The sequence below is a fragment of the Roseibium sediminicola genome, from assembly GCF_023156505.1.
GTDB classification, from domain to species: Bacteria; Pseudomonadota; Alphaproteobacteria; order Rhizobiales; family Stappiaceae; genus Roseibium; species Roseibium sediminicola.
On the sequence record NZ_JALNMJ010000008.1, the window covers coordinates 31,835 to 49,586 of the forward strand.

14 protein-coding genes are annotated in these 17,752 nt (G+C 59.0%); 8 read left to right on the forward strand and 6 right to left on the reverse strand.

All coding sequences use genetic code 11. The features are described 5' to 3' along the window. Window positions 1–6 precede the first annotated feature (6 nt). A complete protein-coding gene (locus tag M0H32_RS12890) occupies window positions 7–1,368 on the reverse strand; it encodes a cache domain-containing protein (protein ID WP_248154567.1) in 1,362 nt (453 codons plus the stop codon). 188 nt (window positions 1,369–1,556) lie between these two features. Here M0H32_RS12890 and M0H32_RS12895 point away from each other — a divergent pair, with 188 nt between their 5' ends. From M0H32_RS12895 to M0H32_RS12910, 4 genes are all read left to right on the forward strand, one after another. Further along, complete coding sequence (locus M0H32_RS12895) at window positions 1,557–2,657, forward strand: TRAP transporter substrate-binding protein (RefSeq protein WP_248154569.1); 1,101 nt, start codon at window positions 1,557–1,559, stop codon at window positions 2,655–2,657. 76 nt (window positions 2,658–2,733) lie between these two features. After that, window positions 2,734–3,768 (forward strand): TRAP transporter small permease subunit, encoded by a 1,035-nt coding sequence (locus M0H32_RS12900; protein ID WP_248154571.1) that lies wholly within the window; start codon window positions 2,734–2,736, stop codon window positions 3,766–3,768. A gap of 21 nt (window positions 3,769–3,789) precedes the next feature. Further along, on the forward strand, window positions 3,790–6,456 hold the full coding sequence (locus M0H32_RS12905; RefSeq protein ID WP_248154573.1) for a TRAP transporter large permease: 2,667 nt from the start codon (window positions 3,790–3,792) through the stop codon (window positions 6,454–6,456). A gap of 122 nt (window positions 6,457–6,578) precedes the next feature. Further along, window positions 6,579–6,977 (forward strand): GFA family protein, encoded by a 399-nt coding sequence (locus M0H32_RS12910; protein ID WP_282449365.1) that lies wholly within the window; start codon window positions 6,579–6,581, stop codon window positions 6,975–6,977. Between the two features lie 15 nt (window positions 6,978–6,992). Here the strand turns inward: M0H32_RS12910 and M0H32_RS12915 are convergent, their stop codons facing one another. From M0H32_RS12915 to M0H32_RS12925, 3 genes are read right to left on the reverse strand one after another with little or no spacing between them, the layout of a single operon-like run. Then, window positions 6,993–7,718 (reverse strand): response regulator transcription factor, encoded by a 726-nt coding sequence (locus M0H32_RS12915; RefSeq protein WP_248154577.1) that lies wholly within the window; start codon window positions 7,716–7,718, stop codon window positions 6,993–6,995. A 6-nt stretch (window positions 7,719–7,724) separates the two neighbouring features. After that, the gene (locus M0H32_RS12920) at window positions 7,725–9,704 is read right to left on the reverse strand and encodes a PAS-domain containing protein (RefSeq protein WP_248154579.1); all 1,980 of its coding nucleotides are present in this window, start codon (window positions 9,702–9,704) and stop codon (window positions 7,725–7,727) included. A 53-nt stretch (window positions 9,705–9,757) separates the two neighbouring features. Beyond that, the gene (locus tag M0H32_RS12925; RefSeq protein ID WP_248154581.1) at window positions 9,758–10,060 is read right to left on the reverse strand and encodes a hypothetical protein; all 303 of its coding nucleotides are present in this window, start codon (window positions 10,058–10,060) and stop codon (window positions 9,758–9,760) included. Window positions 10,061–10,209: 149 nt separating this feature from the next. Here M0H32_RS12925 and M0H32_RS12930 point away from each other — a divergent pair, with 149 nt between their 5' ends. Continuing rightward, window positions 10,210–11,244, forward strand: a complete 1,035-nt coding sequence (locus M0H32_RS12930) for a LacI family DNA-binding transcriptional regulator (protein ID WP_248154583.1) — start codon at window positions 10,210–10,212, stop codon at window positions 11,242–11,244. 4 nt (window positions 11,245–11,248) lie between these two features. Here the strand turns inward: M0H32_RS12930 and M0H32_RS12935 are convergent, their stop codons facing one another. Then, on the reverse strand, window positions 11,249–11,644 hold the full coding sequence (locus M0H32_RS12935) for a VOC family protein (RefSeq protein ID WP_248154585.1): 396 nt from the start codon (window positions 11,642–11,644) through the stop codon (window positions 11,249–11,251). 144 nt (window positions 11,645–11,788) lie between these two features. Further along, window positions 11,789–13,549 carry an AAA family ATPase gene (locus M0H32_RS12940; protein WP_248154587.1) on the reverse strand — a complete coding sequence of 587 codons (1,761 nt, stop codon included), beginning with the start codon at window positions 13,547–13,549 and terminating at the stop codon, window positions 11,789–11,791. 411 nt (window positions 13,550–13,960) lie between these two features. On the opposite strand from M0H32_RS12940, the gene M0H32_RS12945 reads away from it, so the two are divergent. The 3 genes from M0H32_RS12945 to M0H32_RS12955 are packed head-to-tail and all read left to right on the forward strand — an operon-like array spanning window position 13,961 to window position 17,740. After that, window positions 13,961–15,946 (forward strand): AMP-binding protein, encoded by a 1,986-nt coding sequence (locus tag M0H32_RS12945; protein ID WP_248154589.1) that lies wholly within the window; start codon window positions 13,961–13,963, stop codon window positions 15,944–15,946. Then, on the forward strand, window positions 15,943–16,770 hold the full coding sequence (locus tag M0H32_RS12950) for an ABC transporter ATP-binding protein (RefSeq protein ID WP_248154591.1): 828 nt from the start codon (window positions 15,943–15,945) through the stop codon (window positions 16,768–16,770). Before M0H32_RS12945 ends, M0H32_RS12950 begins: the two co-directional genes overlap by 4 nt. Before the next feature lie 16 nt (window positions 16,771–16,786). Then, window positions 16,787–17,740, forward strand: a complete 954-nt coding sequence (locus tag M0H32_RS12955) for a branched-chain amino acid ABC transporter permease (RefSeq protein WP_248154593.1) — start codon at window positions 16,787–16,789, stop codon at window positions 17,738–17,740. The last annotated feature ends 12 nt before the right edge of the window (window positions 17,741–17,752 follow it).

Consider the following 17,752-nt stretch of genomic DNA (forward strand, 5'->3'; position numbering starts at 1 on the left):
AACCCATCATGCCGCTTTTGCGGCCAGATTGTCGAGCGGCATCTGGACCCGGATCTTGGTGCCACCGGCTGCGCGCCGGCTCAGGGTCAGTTTACCACCGTAGGTCTCGATCCGCTCGCGCATGTTGCGGAAGCCGAGACCGGTGGATTTGGGCATCGGCCGCGGCAGGCCGACGCCATTGTCTTCCACGCACAGAACCAGATGCTGCAGGCCGACCTTGAGGCTGATGGTGACCTCGCTGGCATGCGCGTGCCTTGCGACATTGGTCATGCATTCCTGAACCACGCGATAAAGCGCGGTCTTGGCCCCTTCCGACAGGCGGCTGTGGCACTGTTCGGCGGTCACATTGACGATGATGCCCGACTGGCTCTGAAATTCCTTGCCAAGGCTGCCGAGGGCGGCGGCAAGGCCCATGTCGTCGAGAACACTGGGCCTGAGGTCGCGCGAGATCCGCCGGACTTCGGCGATGGTGCCGTCCAGGGTTTTCAGGCATTTGGCGGCCTGGGCCTGCAGATCTGGTTCGCGGTTGGCCTCGCTGTGGATCAGTTCGACGCCATATCGGACCGAGACAAGCAGCTGCGAGATGCTGTCGTGCAGTTCGGTCGAGACCCGTTTGCGCTCCTGTTCCTGGACCTGGAAAATCCGGTTGGTCAGTTCCTTCAGCTTGCTGTCGGCGAAACGCTGCTCGGAAAAGCGCACACCTGCAATCAGCGTTCCCGCGATGATGATCGCGGCAAGTGTGATCATGAAGATCACGAACAGCGTCTGGCGGATCGAGCGGGCGAAGTCGGCGCGAATGGCGGCGACCTCGCGGGCGATGTCGTCGGTGTAAAGGCCGGTGCCGAGCATCCAGTCCCACTTGTCGAGCAGAATGGCGTAGCCGAGCTTCTCCTCGATCGTGCCGGTGGAGGGCTTGTGCCAGACATATTGGTGGAAGCCGCCGCCGTCCTTGGCCGCAGCGATCAGGTTGCGGATGACATGGTCGCCATTGTCGTCCTGCAGGTCCCACCAGTTGCCGCCGACAAGATGGGGCAGCTTGGGGTGGACGATGTTGGTACCGTCCAGCGTGTAGACGAAGAAATAGCCGTCATAGTCGAAGGTCAGGTTCTGCAGGATTTCCTTGACTTCCTGTTGCGCGGCTTCCCGGCCGTTGGGCTCTTCCTTGTAGATCTGTTCGATCGAAGTCAGGGCCAGACTGACATAGTTTCGGATTTCCTGGCGTTTCGCCGACAGGATGCGCTGTTCCACTTCCCTTGTCTGGGCGTTGATCAGCTCCCTCGACTGGTAATAGGTGGCGCCGCCGATCAGCAGCGACACCGCGACCAATGGCAGGATCGTGATGAGCAGCAATTTTGTCTTGAACGTCACCAAATTCGCCCTCTTGTTGCGCGAGGCAATGCCGCACCGCATTTCTGTTGCGTCAGTCTCGGTAGTATTACTGAGAAGCTGCGCAGAACCACGAATAGCGCTGAGCCCCTTGGGTCAACTAGACATACGCCGAGATCGGTGCAAGTGTGTACCCGGTCCGCTATCGGGTCCGATTAGGGAGGAAACTAATGGATCGTCGTTCGTTTATCAAAAAGGCTGGTATTGGCGCCGGTGGTATCGCTGCTGGCTCTGCCCTGGCTGCTCCGGCTATTGCCCAGGGTGTGAAGGACATGGTGATCGTGTCCACCTGGCCGCGGGACTTCCCGGGTCTGGGTATTCCTGCGCAGCGTCTTGCCGCCCGCATCGCCGAGCTGACCCAAGGCCGTCTCAACGTTCAGTACTTCGCCGCCGGCGAACGCGTTGGCGCCTTTGACTCCTTCGACGAAGTCGCTTCCGGTAACGCTCAGGCTTATATCGGTGCTGACTACTACTGGAAAGGCAAGCATCCGGGTTGGGCAGCCTTCACCGCAGTGCCGTTCGGCCTGACCGCAACTGAAATGGACGCCTGGATCAAGTTCGGCGGCGGCCAGGAGCTGTGGGACGAACTGGCTGGCGAATTCGGCCTGAAGAACGTTGCCATGGGCAACACCGGTGTCCAGATGGGCGGCTGGTTCAACAAGGAAATCGAAACCGCTGACGACCTGAAGGGTCTGAAGATGCGTATTCCGGGTCAGGGCGGCGACGTCATGGCGAAACTCGGCGCGTCTCCGGTGTCCCTGCCGGGCGGCCAGATCTACGAAAACCTCGTTTCCGGCGCCATCGATGCTACCGAGTGGGTTGGTCCGTTCAACGACTACTTCATGAAGTTCTACGAGGCCGCGAAGTACTACTACTTCCCGGGCATGCACGAGCCGGGCGCCATGCTCGCGATGGGCATGAACAAGGCTTTCTGGGACGGTCTCGACAAGGTCGACCAGCAGATCATCATCGCCGCCTGCGCGGAAGAGAACTCCAACACCATGGCGGAAACCAACGCCAACAACGGTGCCTACCTCAACCGCCTGATCAACGAGCACGGCGTCGAGCTGCGTGAGTTCTCCGACGAGATCTATGACAGCTTCGGTGAAGCCGCTCAGGAAGTTCTGGAAGAAGCGATGGACCATTCCCCGCTCTCCAAGAAGATCTTCGAAAGCTTCATTCAGGCGCGCCAGGAAATCGGCAGCTACATGGCGATCTCCGACATTGCCTACAGCAACAAGCGCAACCGCGTTCTGGGCATTCCGTCCTAACAGCGGTCTGGGGGACAAAGGGACGGGAGCAATCCCGTCCCTCTTTGCTTCGACAAGATAAAAAGGCACAGCCACGATGACGGCCTTGGACGCGGTTCAAGACGGCTCGCCTGCCATGAATTCCGGTGATGCCCATGCTCCCGGCGGCTCCCGCAAATTCCGCCTGTTCGGCTGGATCATCCTTGCGGTCATGGCAGCGTATCTGCTCAACAACTACCTGACATATTGGCAAGATCTTCCAGGGATCGACCCAATCTTCGGCAAGCCCGCCAACGGATCCCTGCCGATCCTGTGGTCCTGGCTGCAGATGGCGCTCTACGCGGCACTGGTCCTGTGGGCCGTCGCCTATGTGCTGCGAACGGACAGGACGCTGCGCGAGGACAGCGAGCGGATCAGCAACATCAATGCCTTCTTGATCCGCGCCGCCTTCTTCGCGGTGCTGATTGTCGGCCTGGTGGACAGCGCGATCTCGTTTCTGCGAATCGAAGGATTTCTGCCGGATATCGTCGGCGCGCAACTGGCCGAGGATCTGGGCAAGTCGAGATTCCGCGGCGCCTATGTGCACATGCCGCTGATCGGCCTGTCGGTCGTCATCGCCGCCTTCACGCGCACGCTCGGATTTACCTGGCTGGCGCTGCTGGTCGTTGGCGCGGAGCTGCTGATCGTGATCGGCCGGTTTGTCTTTTCCTATGAACAGGCTTTCCTCGCGGACCTCGTCCGTTTCTGGTACGCCGCCCTGTTCCTGTTTGCCAGCGCCTATACCCTTCTGGAGGAAGGGCATGTACGGGTCGACGTCTTCTATGCCGGCATGTCGGCGAAGACCAAGGGCTATGTCAACGCCATCGGATCGGTGGTCCTCGGCATGAGCCTTTGTACGGTCATTCTCGTCATCGGCATGGGCGGCAAACAGAACATCATCAACAGCCCGATCCTGACCTATGAGGTCACGCAGGCCGGCTTCGGTCTTTACGTGAAATATCTGATGGCAGGGTTCCTGGGCGTGTTCGCCGTTTCCATGCTGATCCAGTTCGTGTCGTATTTCCTGGACGCGGTCGCCGATATTCGCGGCGAACCGGGCGGCCGGGATCATGACAGCCACACTGTTCAATAGAGCCTGACGAGACCAACGGACATGGAACTCTTTTTCCTTCTTCTTCTTGTGATGCTGATGGCGTTCGCGCTCGGCTCAGGCTTTCCGGTGGCCTTCGCGCTGCCGGGGTCCGCTATTCTGACCATCGGCATCGCCGCCGGCTCCGGCTATCTCTTTGCCGGTGACCCGGACGCCTTCTTCTCCCATGGCGGGCCGAGCCAATGGCTCAGCGCCGGGGTGACCAACTTCCGGGGCATCTACTGGGAGGCGGAGCGAGATACGCTGATCGCCATCCCGCTCTTCGTCTTCATGGGCATCATGCTGCAGCGGTCCAAGATCGCCGAAGACCTGCTGGTGACCATGGCGCGGCTGTTCGGCCCGGTGCCGGGCGGCCTTGGTATCTCGGTGGTGTTCGTGGGCGCGCTGCTTGCGGCAACCACCGGCATTGTCGGCGCCACCGTGGTGGCCATGGGCCTGATCTCGCTGCCGGCCATGCTGCGCAACAAATACTCGGTGCCCCTGGCAACCGGCACGATTGCTGCTTCCGGCACGCTCGGTCAGATCATTCCGCCGTCGATCGTGCTGATCATCCTGGCCGACCAGCTGGCCAGTGCCGTCGACCAGGCCGGCTCCCTACGCCAGACGCTCTACAAGGCCAATACCGGCGAATTGTCGATGCCCTCGGATTTCTCCGTTGTCTCGACCAGCGCAGGCGAAATGTTCCTCGGGGCCTTCCTGCCGGGCATTGTCCTGGTCGGCCTCTATATGCTGTTCATTCTCGGCTTCGCGCTGCTCAATCCGAAATCCGCGCCGGCCGTTCATGAAGAAGGCACATTCACCCGGAAGTTCGCGCTCAAGGTGGTGATCACTCTTGTGCCGCCGCTGGCGCTGATCTTCCTGGTGCTCGGTTCGATTATTGCCGGCGTTGCGACGGTCAACCAGGCCGGCGCCATCGGTGCCGTCGGTGCCATGGTGATGGCCGGCTACCGGTTGCGCGATGGCAAGCGTGGCGCCTATTCGCCCGCGATCATTGCGATCCTGGCGCTGCTCGGCCTGGCGGTCGTCATCAGTTTCTTCGGCTCGGTCAACATCAAGCTGATCCAGACCAGCGACGATCTTGTGGCTCTGATCCTGGCACTGATCGCCGTGTCGCTGCTGCTGATCGCCATTTTCTGGTCCGGTTGGCGCACGCTGACGCTGGAAAACACCCTGCGCGGCGTCATGGTGGAAACCGCCAAGACGACCGCGCTGGTGTTCATCATCCTGCTCGGCGCAGCGATGCTGACGTCGGCCTTCCGCGCCTTCGGCGGCGAGGAGCTGGTCAAGAACTTCCTGCAAGGTCTGCCGGGCGGGTTCTGGGCCCAGTTCCTGATCGTCATGCTGGTGATCTTCGTTCTAGGTTTCTTCCTGGACTTCATTGAAATTGCCGTGGTGGTGGTACCGATCGTTGCGCCAATCCTGCTGGCGGACCCGTCCGCCAACGTGACCGCGGTGTGGCTCGGTGTGATGATCGGCCTGAACATCCAGACCTCGTTCCTGACGCCGCCCTTCGGATTCGCGCTGTTCTACCTGCGCGGTGTCGCACCGGCTGTGGTCAAGACCATCGACATGTACAAGGGCGTGATCGCGTTTATCTGTCTGCAGCTGGTGGCCCTCGGCATTGTCGGCCTCTATCCGCAGCTGGTGAACTATCTGCCGAACCGGTCCTCTCTGCTGTCGGAAACCGCGCCGCCGCCGAAGAACCCGCGCCTGCAATACTGCATGGAAGAGCTTGTCTACGCGGACTTCCAGGCGAACAGCGACAGCATCCTGTCGGCCATCGGTAAGGCCGAGGCGATTGACATGAGCTACCTGCCGAAAGATCTGCAGAAAGACATGGCCGGCGGCTTTGAAAAAGCCCGCGAGGCTTTGCCCCAGATGCAGGCGATCAAGGATGCCGAAAAAGCGGTCGAGGCTGCGGCGGTCGACTACAGGCCGGTCCATGTGGACGTTCGCGCTCTTGAGCGGGATGCCCGCCGTCTCGACGAACGGATCGAAGAACTGCAAGTCATCGTCGACCGGTCCGGCGAGGGCGCGGTCTTCACGGCGGAGCAGGGGGCGCGCGCCCAGGCACGCATCGACGAGCTGACGGCGCAACATGATGCGATCCTGGCTCAGATCCCGGACACGTGGAAGGACACCTACCAGACCTTCGCCAAGATCCAGAAAGCGGAAAACACCGCGCGGCTTTCGTATCGCCGGACGGTCGATCAGGCCTATGAGCCGGTGCTCGAGCTGAAGGCAATCCTGGGGGATGCGGATCTCGTCGCCAGCTTCAAGCCGGAACTGGAGGCTCTGAAGGAACAGGTCGCCCAGCTTGAGCCGGACGCGGCTGTCGATGCAATTGCCGACATGCGGTCCAAGGTCGGCGATGCCGAAGGCACCAGCGATATCCGCGACGGCCTCAGTGAAGCCCGCAAGATCATGCGCAGCAAGACGCCGAACGCGGACGAGGCAATCGCGGAGATCGACAAGTCGATCGCCGCTCTGGACGCCGATCTCGCCTGGCGCCGCAAGGGCGCGGAGGAAATCCTGCCGCAGTTGGAGGCCTATGACGCGGCGGTGATCAACAATATCGGCCTGCGTGCGCAGGACCGTCTGCCGACGGACATGGCGCTCGATGTCGCCGGCTGTCTGTCGGATCACAGGGACATTTCCCTGAGCTTCTGATCCGGGAAAACAAGCAATCGGCAAACGGGGGGCAAAAGCCCCCCGTTTTGTTTTTGGCTGACGGTCGGCATATGCTGATCCCGGATAGAACTGAAGAGACGTTGCGACGTGCAGAGAAGCAAATGAGACGAACCGGAAGCTGTTTGTGCGGTCAAGCGACTTTCTCGGCAGAGGCGCGGCCGCGCCTGCAGGCCTGTCACTGCGCGATGTGCCGGAAATGGGTTGGCGGTCCGTTCATGGCGGTACCGTGTGACCATGCGGAATTCCAGGGGCCGGTCAAACGCTATCAGTCATCTGAAGGCTTCGAGCGCGGCTTTTGCGGCAACTGCGGATCCAGCCTCTATTTCCATCCCAAGGGCAGCGGCTTGCACGGCATCCCGCTCGGCCTGTTCGACGATCAGACCGGACTGCCGTTTCTGACCGAATTTTTCATAGACCAGAAGCCGGACTGCTATGCCTTCGCCAACGACACCAATCAGATGACCGGCGCGGAGTTCATGGAAACTTTCAGAAAGCGCTGAAGCACATGAGCGACGTCATCCGCTCCAGCTGACGCCGGTCGCGAACATGTAACCCGAGCCATAGATGGTGCGAATGACTTCCGGTTCGCCCTTGCGGGTGAGCTTCTTTCGCAGGCGAGAGACGCGTACGTCGATAGACCGGTCGAGGCTTTCGTCCCGGCCGCCATGTTCCAGGAGATAGTCGCGGGTCAGAACACGCTTAGGCGCGCGCAAAAGGGCTTCCAGGAGCGTGGCTTCACCGGTCGAGAGAAACGTCTCCTCGCCTTCTGGCGAGGTCAGGCAGTGGGACGACGGCTGGTAGGTCCAGCCCTCAAACCGGGCAAGGTCCTCACGCGCTTGCACCGGAGCCTGCTCGGAGGCGCGGCGCAGGATGGAGCGGATGCGGGCAACAACCTCGCGCGGATCGAACGGCTTGACCACATAGTCGTCGGCGCCCAGTTCCAGCCCCATGACCCGGTCCGTGGAATGGCCACGCGCCGACAGCACGATGATGGGTACGGAAGACCGGCGCCGGATTTCATTGATGAGCGCCATGCCTTCCATGTCGGGCAGGCCGAGATCGACAATGCAGGCGTCGGGTGTTTCAAGCTCCAGCGCCGTCAGCATTTGCCGGGCCGTTGAAAACACCTTGCCCTCCATGTCGAATTGCAGCATGGCGTCCAGCAGCAGGTTACCGATCTCCGGCTCGTCGTCGACGATGAAAACCTTGCGTCTCGGGGATGGGACTGCATGTGTCTGCAAGGGTTCCTACCTGTCCTTCATGAGAATCTGCTGCAGCGTGTCCGCCAGTTGATCATCCGCGAAAGGCTTCGCCAAGACCGGAAATTCACAGGACCGGTCCTGGCCGGACAACGATGACCAGTCCGCGTATCCGGACATCAGCGCAATGCCCAGATCGCCGCGCTTGCCGCGGATTTCCCGCGCCAGCGCGAGCCCGTTGACCTGGCCCGGCATGATGATGTCGCTGATGACGCCGCGCAGCTCGGGGAGCTCCAGGGCCAGCGTGCGCGCATCCTCCGCGCTTTCCGCCAGAAGCACGCTGTAGCCGAGATTCTGCAATTGGTCCGTGACCGTGTTGGCGACATCCGGATCATCCTCCACGAGGAGCAGCAACTCACCCTGGCCACGTTTCAACGTTGCCGCCTGTCCGGATTGCGTTGCCGGGGATTGCACGGCTTTGAGCCGGACCAGCGGCAGATAAAGCGTCAGCCAGGTGCCAACGCCAAGCGCGCTGCTGATCTGGATCGCGCCGCCGGACTGACGGATGAACCCATAGACCATTGAGAGGCCCAGCCCGCTACCCGTGCCGAAGCTCTTGGTGGTGAAGAACGGTTCGAAAACTTTCAGCTGGGTGTCGGCATCCATCCCGCTGCCGGTGTCGCCGACCGCGATCCGGGCGTAGGCGCCCGGCGCAATTCCGAGATCTTTTGCTTCCAGCTCGTCCAGGCGGGTTTCGTCCAGCGCGATTGTCAATGTGCCTCCGTCCGGCATGGCATCGCGGGCGTTGAAGGCAAGGTTGATCAACGCGGTTTCCATCTGCGTCGGGTCGATGCGGGCGGCGATGGTCTCATCAGTACCGCGCACTGTCAGTTCGATGGAGGAAGGCAGGGACCCGTCCAGCAAGCGGCCGGCACTGGAAACGATCCCGGCGAGCGACACGGTCTGCGGATCGATGGCCTTGCCGCGGCTGAAGGCGAGCAGGCGCTGGATCAGGTCGGAACCGCGCTTGGTGGCTTCCAGCATCGGCGACAGCCTTGCGTCCAGGATTTCCTTGGACACCGGATCCTCCATCCGGCCGAGGGTCAGAAGGTTGCCCATGAGGATGGCGAGCAGATTGTTGAAGTCATGGGCAAGACCGCCGGTCAGCTTGCCGACCGCGTCCATGCGCTGGGACTGAACCAGCGCAGCCTCGGCCTGTTTCTGGTCGGTGGCATCGAGCGACAGCACGAAGATGCCGAGCGTGCGACCGTCCTTGGTCATGTCCGGGATAAGTGTCGAGCGCATATAGGCCAGCGTGCCGTCGGGCCGGGTGCGTTCATATTCGTAGCTGACGGCATTGCCCTCGAACGCCCGTTCGATATGGGGCGCGATCTCCCTGAACAGGTCCTCGCCGACGACTTCCGGCGCGGGACGACCGGCGATCGAGGTCACGGACTGGCCGAACCAGTCGGCATAACGGCGGTTGGCGAAGCGGAACACCGGGCCAGGAGAGAGATAGGCGATCAGCGCGGGAATGTTGTCGGTCACCAGCCGCAGCCAGTCTTCCGACTGTTGCAGGGCGCGCGTACGCTCCTCGACCGTGCGCTCCAGCTTCTCCTGGCGGCGCCGGTCCTCCGTGACATCGGAATAGGTGGTCACGAAACCGCCCTGGGGCAGTGGCGTGCCGGACACGGCAATCACCTGGCCGTTCGGGCGGATTCGCTCGAAATAATGGGGCTCGAACAGCTTGGCGCGTGCCAGCCGGCGCTGGATCTTGCCCTCGATATCGCCGGGCCCGTATTCGCCGCGTTCGGCATTGACCCGCAGAAAGGCTTCCAGATGCGTGCCGCGCCGCGCCAGGGTCTGCGGAAAGTCGAGCATCTCCCAAAGGCCGCGGTTCCAGGCGACCAGCTTGAGGTCGGCATCGAACACCGAAAAGCCCTGATTGATGTGGTCGAGCGCCGCCTGCATCAGATCAAGCTGCGTCTTGAGCTGTTGTGTCTCCTCCATGGCGGCAGAGTAGTTCAAAATCGTTTCGGACTGAACTGCAGAAGGTTAGTCCGAATGGAGGAGGTCCGCGGTCAGCTCAGCGATGCGGCGATTTCGTCCCAGACCCTTTGCGGATCGGTTCCAGCCGGAGATTTTCCCGCGCGCCGAAACCAGTAGGCCGCATTGCCCTGATCGCCCTCGATCAGGTGGCACAGCGCATGCACCCAGTCATGGGCCGGCTCGCCTTCCGCCTCCTGGCAAATGCTGTGGGCCCTGTCCCAGTCCGAACCAAGATCAAGCCCGCCTTTCTTCAGCCACCACAGTGCCTTCAGCGGGGGCGAGAAGCTCTCGGGTGGAGCGACGGACGAGACATCCATCGGCAGCGTGTCTGGCATGTTCTGTTCCTTTGCTCTTGGTCGTCCCGAAGGAAAAGATTTGCAACGCAGGTGGGGTGCCCCGTCAACACCGGCAAATGGGATTCTTGTTGTTTTTTCCAGCGTGGATTAATGCTTCCAGACGGATCTTAATCGGCTAACCTCAGAGAATGCACAGGTCGGATCTCAAAAAAAGAAACCCAACGGTTCAGGACGTTGCCAAGGCTGCTCGTGTTTCAACGGCAACGGTCAGCCGCGCGCTGTCGAGCCCGGACCGGGTGTCGGAGGAGACCCGCAACAAGGTCGCCAGAGCCGTTGAGAAGACCGGTTACGTGCTCAATCACGCGGCGCGTAACCTGCGCCGCCGGGACACTGGCGCCATCGTTGCCCTGGTGCCCGACATCGGCAACTCGCATTTTTCCAACATCCTGCAGGGCATCGAGACGGTCTGCGCGGAAGAGAACCTGAAGGTGCTGATCGCGGACACGCGCAAGCCGTCCATGGCGCGCTCGAACCTCAGCGATTTCTTCTCCCGCAACAATTGCGACGGCATCGTCATTCTGGACGGACACTTCTCGATTGCCGAGATCCGGGCGTCCAACCCGACCTTGCCGCCGATTGTCACCGCGGGAGAGTGGAGCGACACGCCCGATGTTCCGATTGCCGTCGTCAACAATCTGCACGGCGCCGAGCTGGCGGTCACGCATCTCCTCGACCTCGGACATCGGAATATCGGCCATGTCACCGGCCTTTTGACGCACAAGCCCGGGCGGGACCGGCGCGACGGTTTCCGGGCGACGCTGAAGGGAGCCAGTCTGGACGCTGAAGGTGCCTGGGTCTTCGAAGGCGACTACACGCTCCAGGCAGGCAGAAAGGCCGCCGTCGCATGGCTCGCCCTTGAGGACCGGCCGACCGCGGTGTTCTGCGCCAGTGACCGGTGCGCCTTCGGCTTCATCTCCGCATTGGACGAGGCCGGCCTGCGTGTGCCCCAGGATGTTTCGGTGGTCGGTTTCGACGACATCGACATTGCCGCCCATTTCGTGCCGCCGCTGACCACGGTCCACCAGCCCCGCCGCGCGGTCGGCGAACAGGCTGCCAGGCTGCTGTTGAGCCTGCTCAAGGGCCACCATCCGCCGGAAGCGGCAAGCGCTCAGCTGGAACCCTGGCTGGTGGTGCGCAAGAGCACGGCGTTGCTTCGAAACTGAGGTTTCAGTCCGGCGTTCCCGTTGGTTTTTCCAGCCGCCAGGGTGGAAACCGTCGGTCAGGCCCGGCGTGAAACAGGCAGAGCCTGTTGCCCGAAGGGTCGGTGAAACGGGCTTCCTTCCAGCGCCAGTTTTCTTCCGTTGGCGGCGTGTCGAAGGTCACGCCATTCTCGACCAGCTCGCGGTAGCTCCGGTCGACATCCTCGACTTCGAAATAGAGCATTACGCCCGGAGCAACCGGCTGCTCGCTCTTATGCAGCGACAGCGTGCTGGAGCCGGACGGCAGTTCGAACCGTGCGTAGCGGCCTTCGCTCAGAACGATCAGACGCAGGCCAAGGCGCTTGTAAAAATCCACCGATGCGTCGAAATCCATTGCCTCGAGTGTGACCTGGTTCAAATCCATTTCCGTCTCCAAATGTCTGCAGAATCTCATGAGTTGAAAGGTGCGGCCTCAAGTTAAGGTGAGGTCAAGTGTGTTTTTCAGGCAATGGGAATTGCAATGGGTACTGAGCTATTTGTAGTTCTTGCTTCTGAAACTATTAAGGAGCTACAGCAAGTTCACTTTTTCAATCATCGCAGATAACTCAGATATTCTCTTTTTAAGGTCAAGAACATCAAGATAAGCAGGGCTCTCGCAAACTAGTTCTGCAACTTTTACCTTGTCAGCTTTCTTAAAAATTTTACAACCATCCTTATCTGCTTTGTTCCTTTCAAAATGAAATGAATTGTCATACGGCCCAAACTGAGTAGGGCCTTTATAAAGTGTTGGGTGAGTTCTTTTTAAGGCATCATGTAAAACATCTGGATTAACGTAATTTTCTACCTCCCGGCCTTTAGTTATCCAGACCATGGAGTTTTCTTTTTTGTCTGAAAAATCTTTATTTATTCTATCAACCGCTGGTTTGAGTTTTGCTCTGGGAGAGTCTTTGTCACTGTCGAGAACAATGGCCATGTTCTGGTTTAGTAACTTTAGATCGATAAATTCTTTTATATTTTCTTTTGAAGTTATTTCGGCTCCTCCTAGATGCTTAACCAGAGCTCCGCCATAAAACATTATTGTATAATGGATCCCTTCGACCAGATCCGAGTTCTGTGCGCTAAGCCAATGCCTAATATAAATCCTATCTGACGGACCCTCGACCCAAACAACTGCGTTGGACTGAAGGATATCAGATGCTTTATATCCTAGATCATCGCAAATCTTTTTCTTATCACCACGGAAGATTGACTGAGCAATTCTTGTCTGGTCGCCATCATTTTGCACGCGAAAGATTGATGCGTCGGGGGTGTCGATAAAAGAGGCTGAATGTGTTGCAATGAAGTATTGATTCTTTGTGTTCTGTTTTAGATATCTAATAAGTTTTCTTTGTAGTATTGGGTGTAAGTGAATCTCAGGCTCTTCCATACATACAATCATATTGTCGTGAATCGTGCAGAATGACGCGATCAGTATTACTTCTTGAATGCCAGTGCCGAGTCGGAATAGGGGGAGAACTTTGTTATCGATGTGGACTAAAATATGATTTCGGTCGTGAGGGACTTCAATCACAGCGTCTGATTTGCCGGTAACTTCACTCACAAATTTATTGATTTTATCGAACAATATTCTGTCTTCGCGCCGGTCGTGGTCTGGGCTTTGCAATTGCGCCAGTTCATCAATTAGAGTTTTCCCTGTCCGGACTTCAAAGCCACGCGCACTTTCGCCTATATTGCGTTCAGCTGGAATGTGAGCGACATCTGGAAAAGATAATTGTTGTATTTGTAGGAAAGAGTTAAGTGTTCTTTCGACCCATTGATCTGGATTTCCGCCTGAGCTGTAATTAGTTGTGTTTTGTAGAAGAAACTGCCATAAGCTAATATGTAGTAATTCTTTTACTTCTGGTGTGTTGATTTCTGTAGCGTATTGTAGTCCGTAGTTGCCTTTGGTTGGTCTGACCCAAATGAAGCCATTTCGGCTGATTTTTTTAGCAATTTCTTGGATTTTACTTATTCCGCCAATTCTAGACAAAGCATTTTGTTGAATTTTTGAATTTATTTCAGATACAAAGTGTTCCACTTCGATTCCTACAGACGCAGTCAGTTTACCAGTAATCTCCCCTCTAAATTCTTCTGCGGGTCCAAGAGGCTGATCTAATTTTGTGCTTTTTGAATAAGGCAATCTATCCCTGATGAAGCTAAGGATAGTTGATTTTCCGGCATTGTTTGCGCCAATAAATAGATTTATTCCTGAAAATGGACCTGCCATTTGCTCTTCTGCGCCAATTCCTCTGTAAAATTGTAACGCTATAGCTTTTAATTGATTGGGCATGAAAACTCTCTAGGGTTGAGCAGCCAAATTGGTGCGAACTAATTTGGTTTTTTAGAGTGATTTGTCGATTTCTTGAAATGTATAATAGAAAATGCAGTTGCATCTAGCCGGCGTGTTGATCGATGCCGACTGAGTGCGGCTGGAACAATCGCCTCTAAGTTGCTCAAGCTGGCGTGAAAATTGACGAAATCAACAAGCCCTTCGCACCTGCAGCGCAATTGAAACATTTCGACATGATTGAAACATATTGCTGCAAACGCGGCGTCCTAGCCTGATTTTAACGGGTTGGGACAGCCTGCCGGTTCGCCTTTAACAATTTACGGGTTGAAGGTTGGTCCGGCAGAGCGTTTCATAGCCTTCAGGGAACGATCCCGGACAACCGGGGCGCCTTCTAAAGGGAAGAAACATCATATGGTAGGGTCGGCCAGCGCTTCACCGCGCGGGGAGAACACCTTTCCGAAGATCCTTTTGCGCAATGCGAAAGTCTTCGGTGACCGGACGGCGTTCCGGGAAAAGGACTTCGGGATCTGGCAAAGCTGGACCTGGTCCGAGGTGTCGGAAGAAATCCGCGCATTTTCCATCGGACTGCAGTCGCTCGGCCTTTCGGCCGGTGACAAGATCGCGATTGTCGGTGCCAACCGGCCGCGGCTTTATTGGGCCATGGTCGCCGCCCAGGCGCTGGGCGCGGTGCCGGTGCCGGTCTATGCGGACAGCGTCGCGGAGGAAATGGTCTATGTGCTCGGCCATGCGGAAGTGACCTTCGCCATCGTCGAGGACCAGGAGCAGGTCGACAAGCTGCTCTCCATGTCCGACGAGGTGCCGTCGCTGAAACACATCATCTATGACGAGGTGCGCGGCCTCAGGGACTACGACCACACCCATCTGCACGACTATGCGTCGGTCCAGCAGACCGGCCGGGACAAGCTGGCCAAGTCGCCGGCGCTCGCCGGTGAATGGGAGAAGGGCTTTGCCGGCGGCAAGGGCTCGGACATTGCCGTGATGCTCTATACGTCCGGCACCACCGGACGTCCCAAGGGCGTGATGCTGTCCTTCGACAATCTGGTCATCTCGGCGCGCAACGGCAACGCCTTCGATCATCTCGACGAGACCGAGGAAGTGCTCGCCTATCTGCCGATGGCCTGGATCGGCGACCATGTGTTCTCGCTCGCCCAGGCCTTCACGGCGGCCTATTGCGTCAATTGCCCGGAAAGCATGGACACGATCGATGTCGACCGGCGCGAGATCGCACCGTCCTATTTCTTCGCGCCGCCGCGCGTTTTTGAAAACATGCTGACCATGATCATGGTGCGCATGGAGGATGCCGGCAAAACCAAGCGCAAGATGTTCGACTACTTCATGGGTGTCGCCAACAAGGTCGGCGAAAAGATCCTGAACGGCGAACAGGTCGGCCTGAAAGACCGGCTGCTTTACAGCCTTGGCGAATTCCTGGTCTACGGGCCGCTGAAGAACCGCATGGGCCTGACCCGCATGAAGGTCGGCTACACGGCCGGCGAGGCGATCGGTCCGGAGATCTTCCGCTTCTACCGCTCCCTCGGGCTGAACCTGAAGCAGCTCTACGGCCAGACCGAAGCCAGCGTCTATATCACCCTGCAGCCCGACGGCGAGATCTTCGGCGATACGGTCGGCAAGCCGGCCCCGGATGTCGAACTGAAGATCGCCGAGAGCGGCGAGGTCATGTACCGCTCGCCGGGCGTCTTTGTCGGCTATTTCAAGAACGACGAGGCCACCGCCAGCACCAAGACGCCGGATGGCTGGGTGCATACGGGCGATGCCGGCATCATCGCCGAGAACGGTCACCTGAAGATCATCGACCGGGCCAAGGATGTCGGCAAACTTAATGACGGGTCCCTGTTTGCGCCGAAATACATCGAGAACAAGCTCAAGTTCTTCCCGAACATCAAGGAAGCGGTCGCCTTTGGTCACGAACGGGACATGGTGGCGGTGTTCATCAACATCGACTTGACCGCCGTCGGCTCGTGGGCGGAGCGCAACAATGTCAACTACGCCTCCTACCAGGAACTCGCCGCGCATCCGGACGTCTATGGCATGATCGAAAGCCATGTCGACCAGGTGAACAGGGACCTGGCGCAGGAGCCGATGATGGCCGGCGCGCAGATCAAGCGCTTCCTGATCCTGCACAAGGAACTGGACGCCGATGACGGTGAGCTGACCCGGACGCAGAAGGTGCGTCGCAGCTTTATCGCCGAACGGTATGAACCGCTGATCGACGCGCTCTATGACGGCTCGACCTCCAAGCATGTGCGCACGGAAGTGACCTACGAGGACGGCCGCAAGGGCGCGATCGAGGCAACTGTCGAAATCCGGGACATGACCACTTACGACGCCGGCAAGGGCATGCAGGAGGCCGCCGAATGAATGCCATTGTAAAGGAAAAGGCGGTGGCTCCGGAGCCGGCTGCCGAGACCGCCAAGCGTGAGGTCCTGCTCAAGGTCGACAATGTCTCGCTGTCCTTCGGCGGCGTGAAAGCGATCACGGACATCTCCTTCGACATCCAGAAGGGCGAGATCCGGGCGATCATCGGGCCGAACGGTGCCGGCAAGACCTCGATGCTGAATGTCATCAACGGCTTCTACCATCCGCAGGAAGGCACCATCACCTGGCAGGGCAAGGTCCGCCGCAAGATGAAGCCCTACGAGGCCGCCAGCAACGGCATCGCCCGTACCTTCCAGAACGTGGCGCTGTTCAAGGGCATGACCACGCTCGACAACATCATGTCCGGTCGCTCCCTGAAGATGCACAGGAACTTCTTCTGGCAGCTCCTGTGGCACGGCCCGGCGGCGAACGAGGAGATCGAACATCGCAAGAAGGTCGAGGAGATCATCGATTTCCTCGAAATCCAGGCGATCCGCAAGACGCCGGTCGGCAAGCTACCCTACGGCCTGCAGAAGCGCGTGGAGCTTGGACGGGCCCTGGCGATGGAGCCGGATCTGCTGCTGCTCGACGAGCCGATGGCGGGCATGAACCTGGAAGAAAAAGAAGACATGAGCCGGTTCATTGTCGATGTGAACCAGGAGTTCGGCACGACGATCGCTCTCATCGAGCATGACATGGGCGTCGTGATGGATCTCTCCGATCGCGTGGTCGTGCTCGACTACGGCAAGAAGATCGCCGATGGCCCGCCGGAAGAGGTGCAAGCCAACCAGGACGTCATCGATGCCTATCTCGGCGTGAGCCACTAACGGGGGGATTAAAACAATGCTCTACGACATTTTCATCGATCCCTTCGTGCAGATGTACGACATGCCGGATTTCTTCCTGCAGGTTCTGTGGGAAGGTTTCGTCGCCGGGATTCTGTATGCGCTGATCGCGCTCGGTTTCGTGCTGATCTTCAAGGCGTCCGGCGTCTTCAACTTTGCCCAGGGCATCATGGTGGTGTTCGCCGGCCTGACTCTGGTGGGCCTCAATGAAAACGGGGTGCCCGCCTATCTGGCCCTGATCCTGACGATCGGCGTGATGGGCGTGCTTGCTTACGGCGTGGAACGGGTGGTGATGCGGCCGCTGGTCAACCAGCCCGACATCATCCTGCTGATGGCGACCATCGGCCTGACATATTTCCTGGTCGGCTTCGGTGAATTCGTCTTCGGCGGCGAGCCGAAACAGATGATCACCGAGCAGCTCGGGCTGCCGACGGGCTCGACCGCCTTCGAAATCGGCGAGCGCGGCCTCGTCATCCTGCAGCATATCGACATTGCCGCGGCGGTGATCGCGGTGCTGATGGTCGCGGCCCTCGGCATCTTCTTCAACAAGACCCGCATCGGCCGGGCGCTGCGCGCGGTGGCCGACGACCACCAGGCGGCGCTGTCGGTCGGCATTTCGCTCAACCAGATCTGGGCGATCGTCTGGTTCGCCGCCGGTCTGGTGGCGCTGGCAACGGGGATCATGTGGGGCGCGCGTTCGGACGTTTCCTTCGCACTGGAAATCGTCGCCTTCAAGGCTCTGCCGGTGCTGATCCTGGGCGGCTTCACCTCGATCCCGGGCGCAATTGTCGGCGGGCTGATCATCGGCTTCGGCGAGAAGATCGGCGAGCTCTACTGGGGTGGCCTGGTCGGCGGCGGCATCGAAAGCTGGCTGGCCTATATCATCGCGCTGGTCTTCCTGCTGTTCCGGCCGCAGGGCCTCTTCGGCGAACGCATCATCGAGCGGATTTAAGGGTAGGGCTTT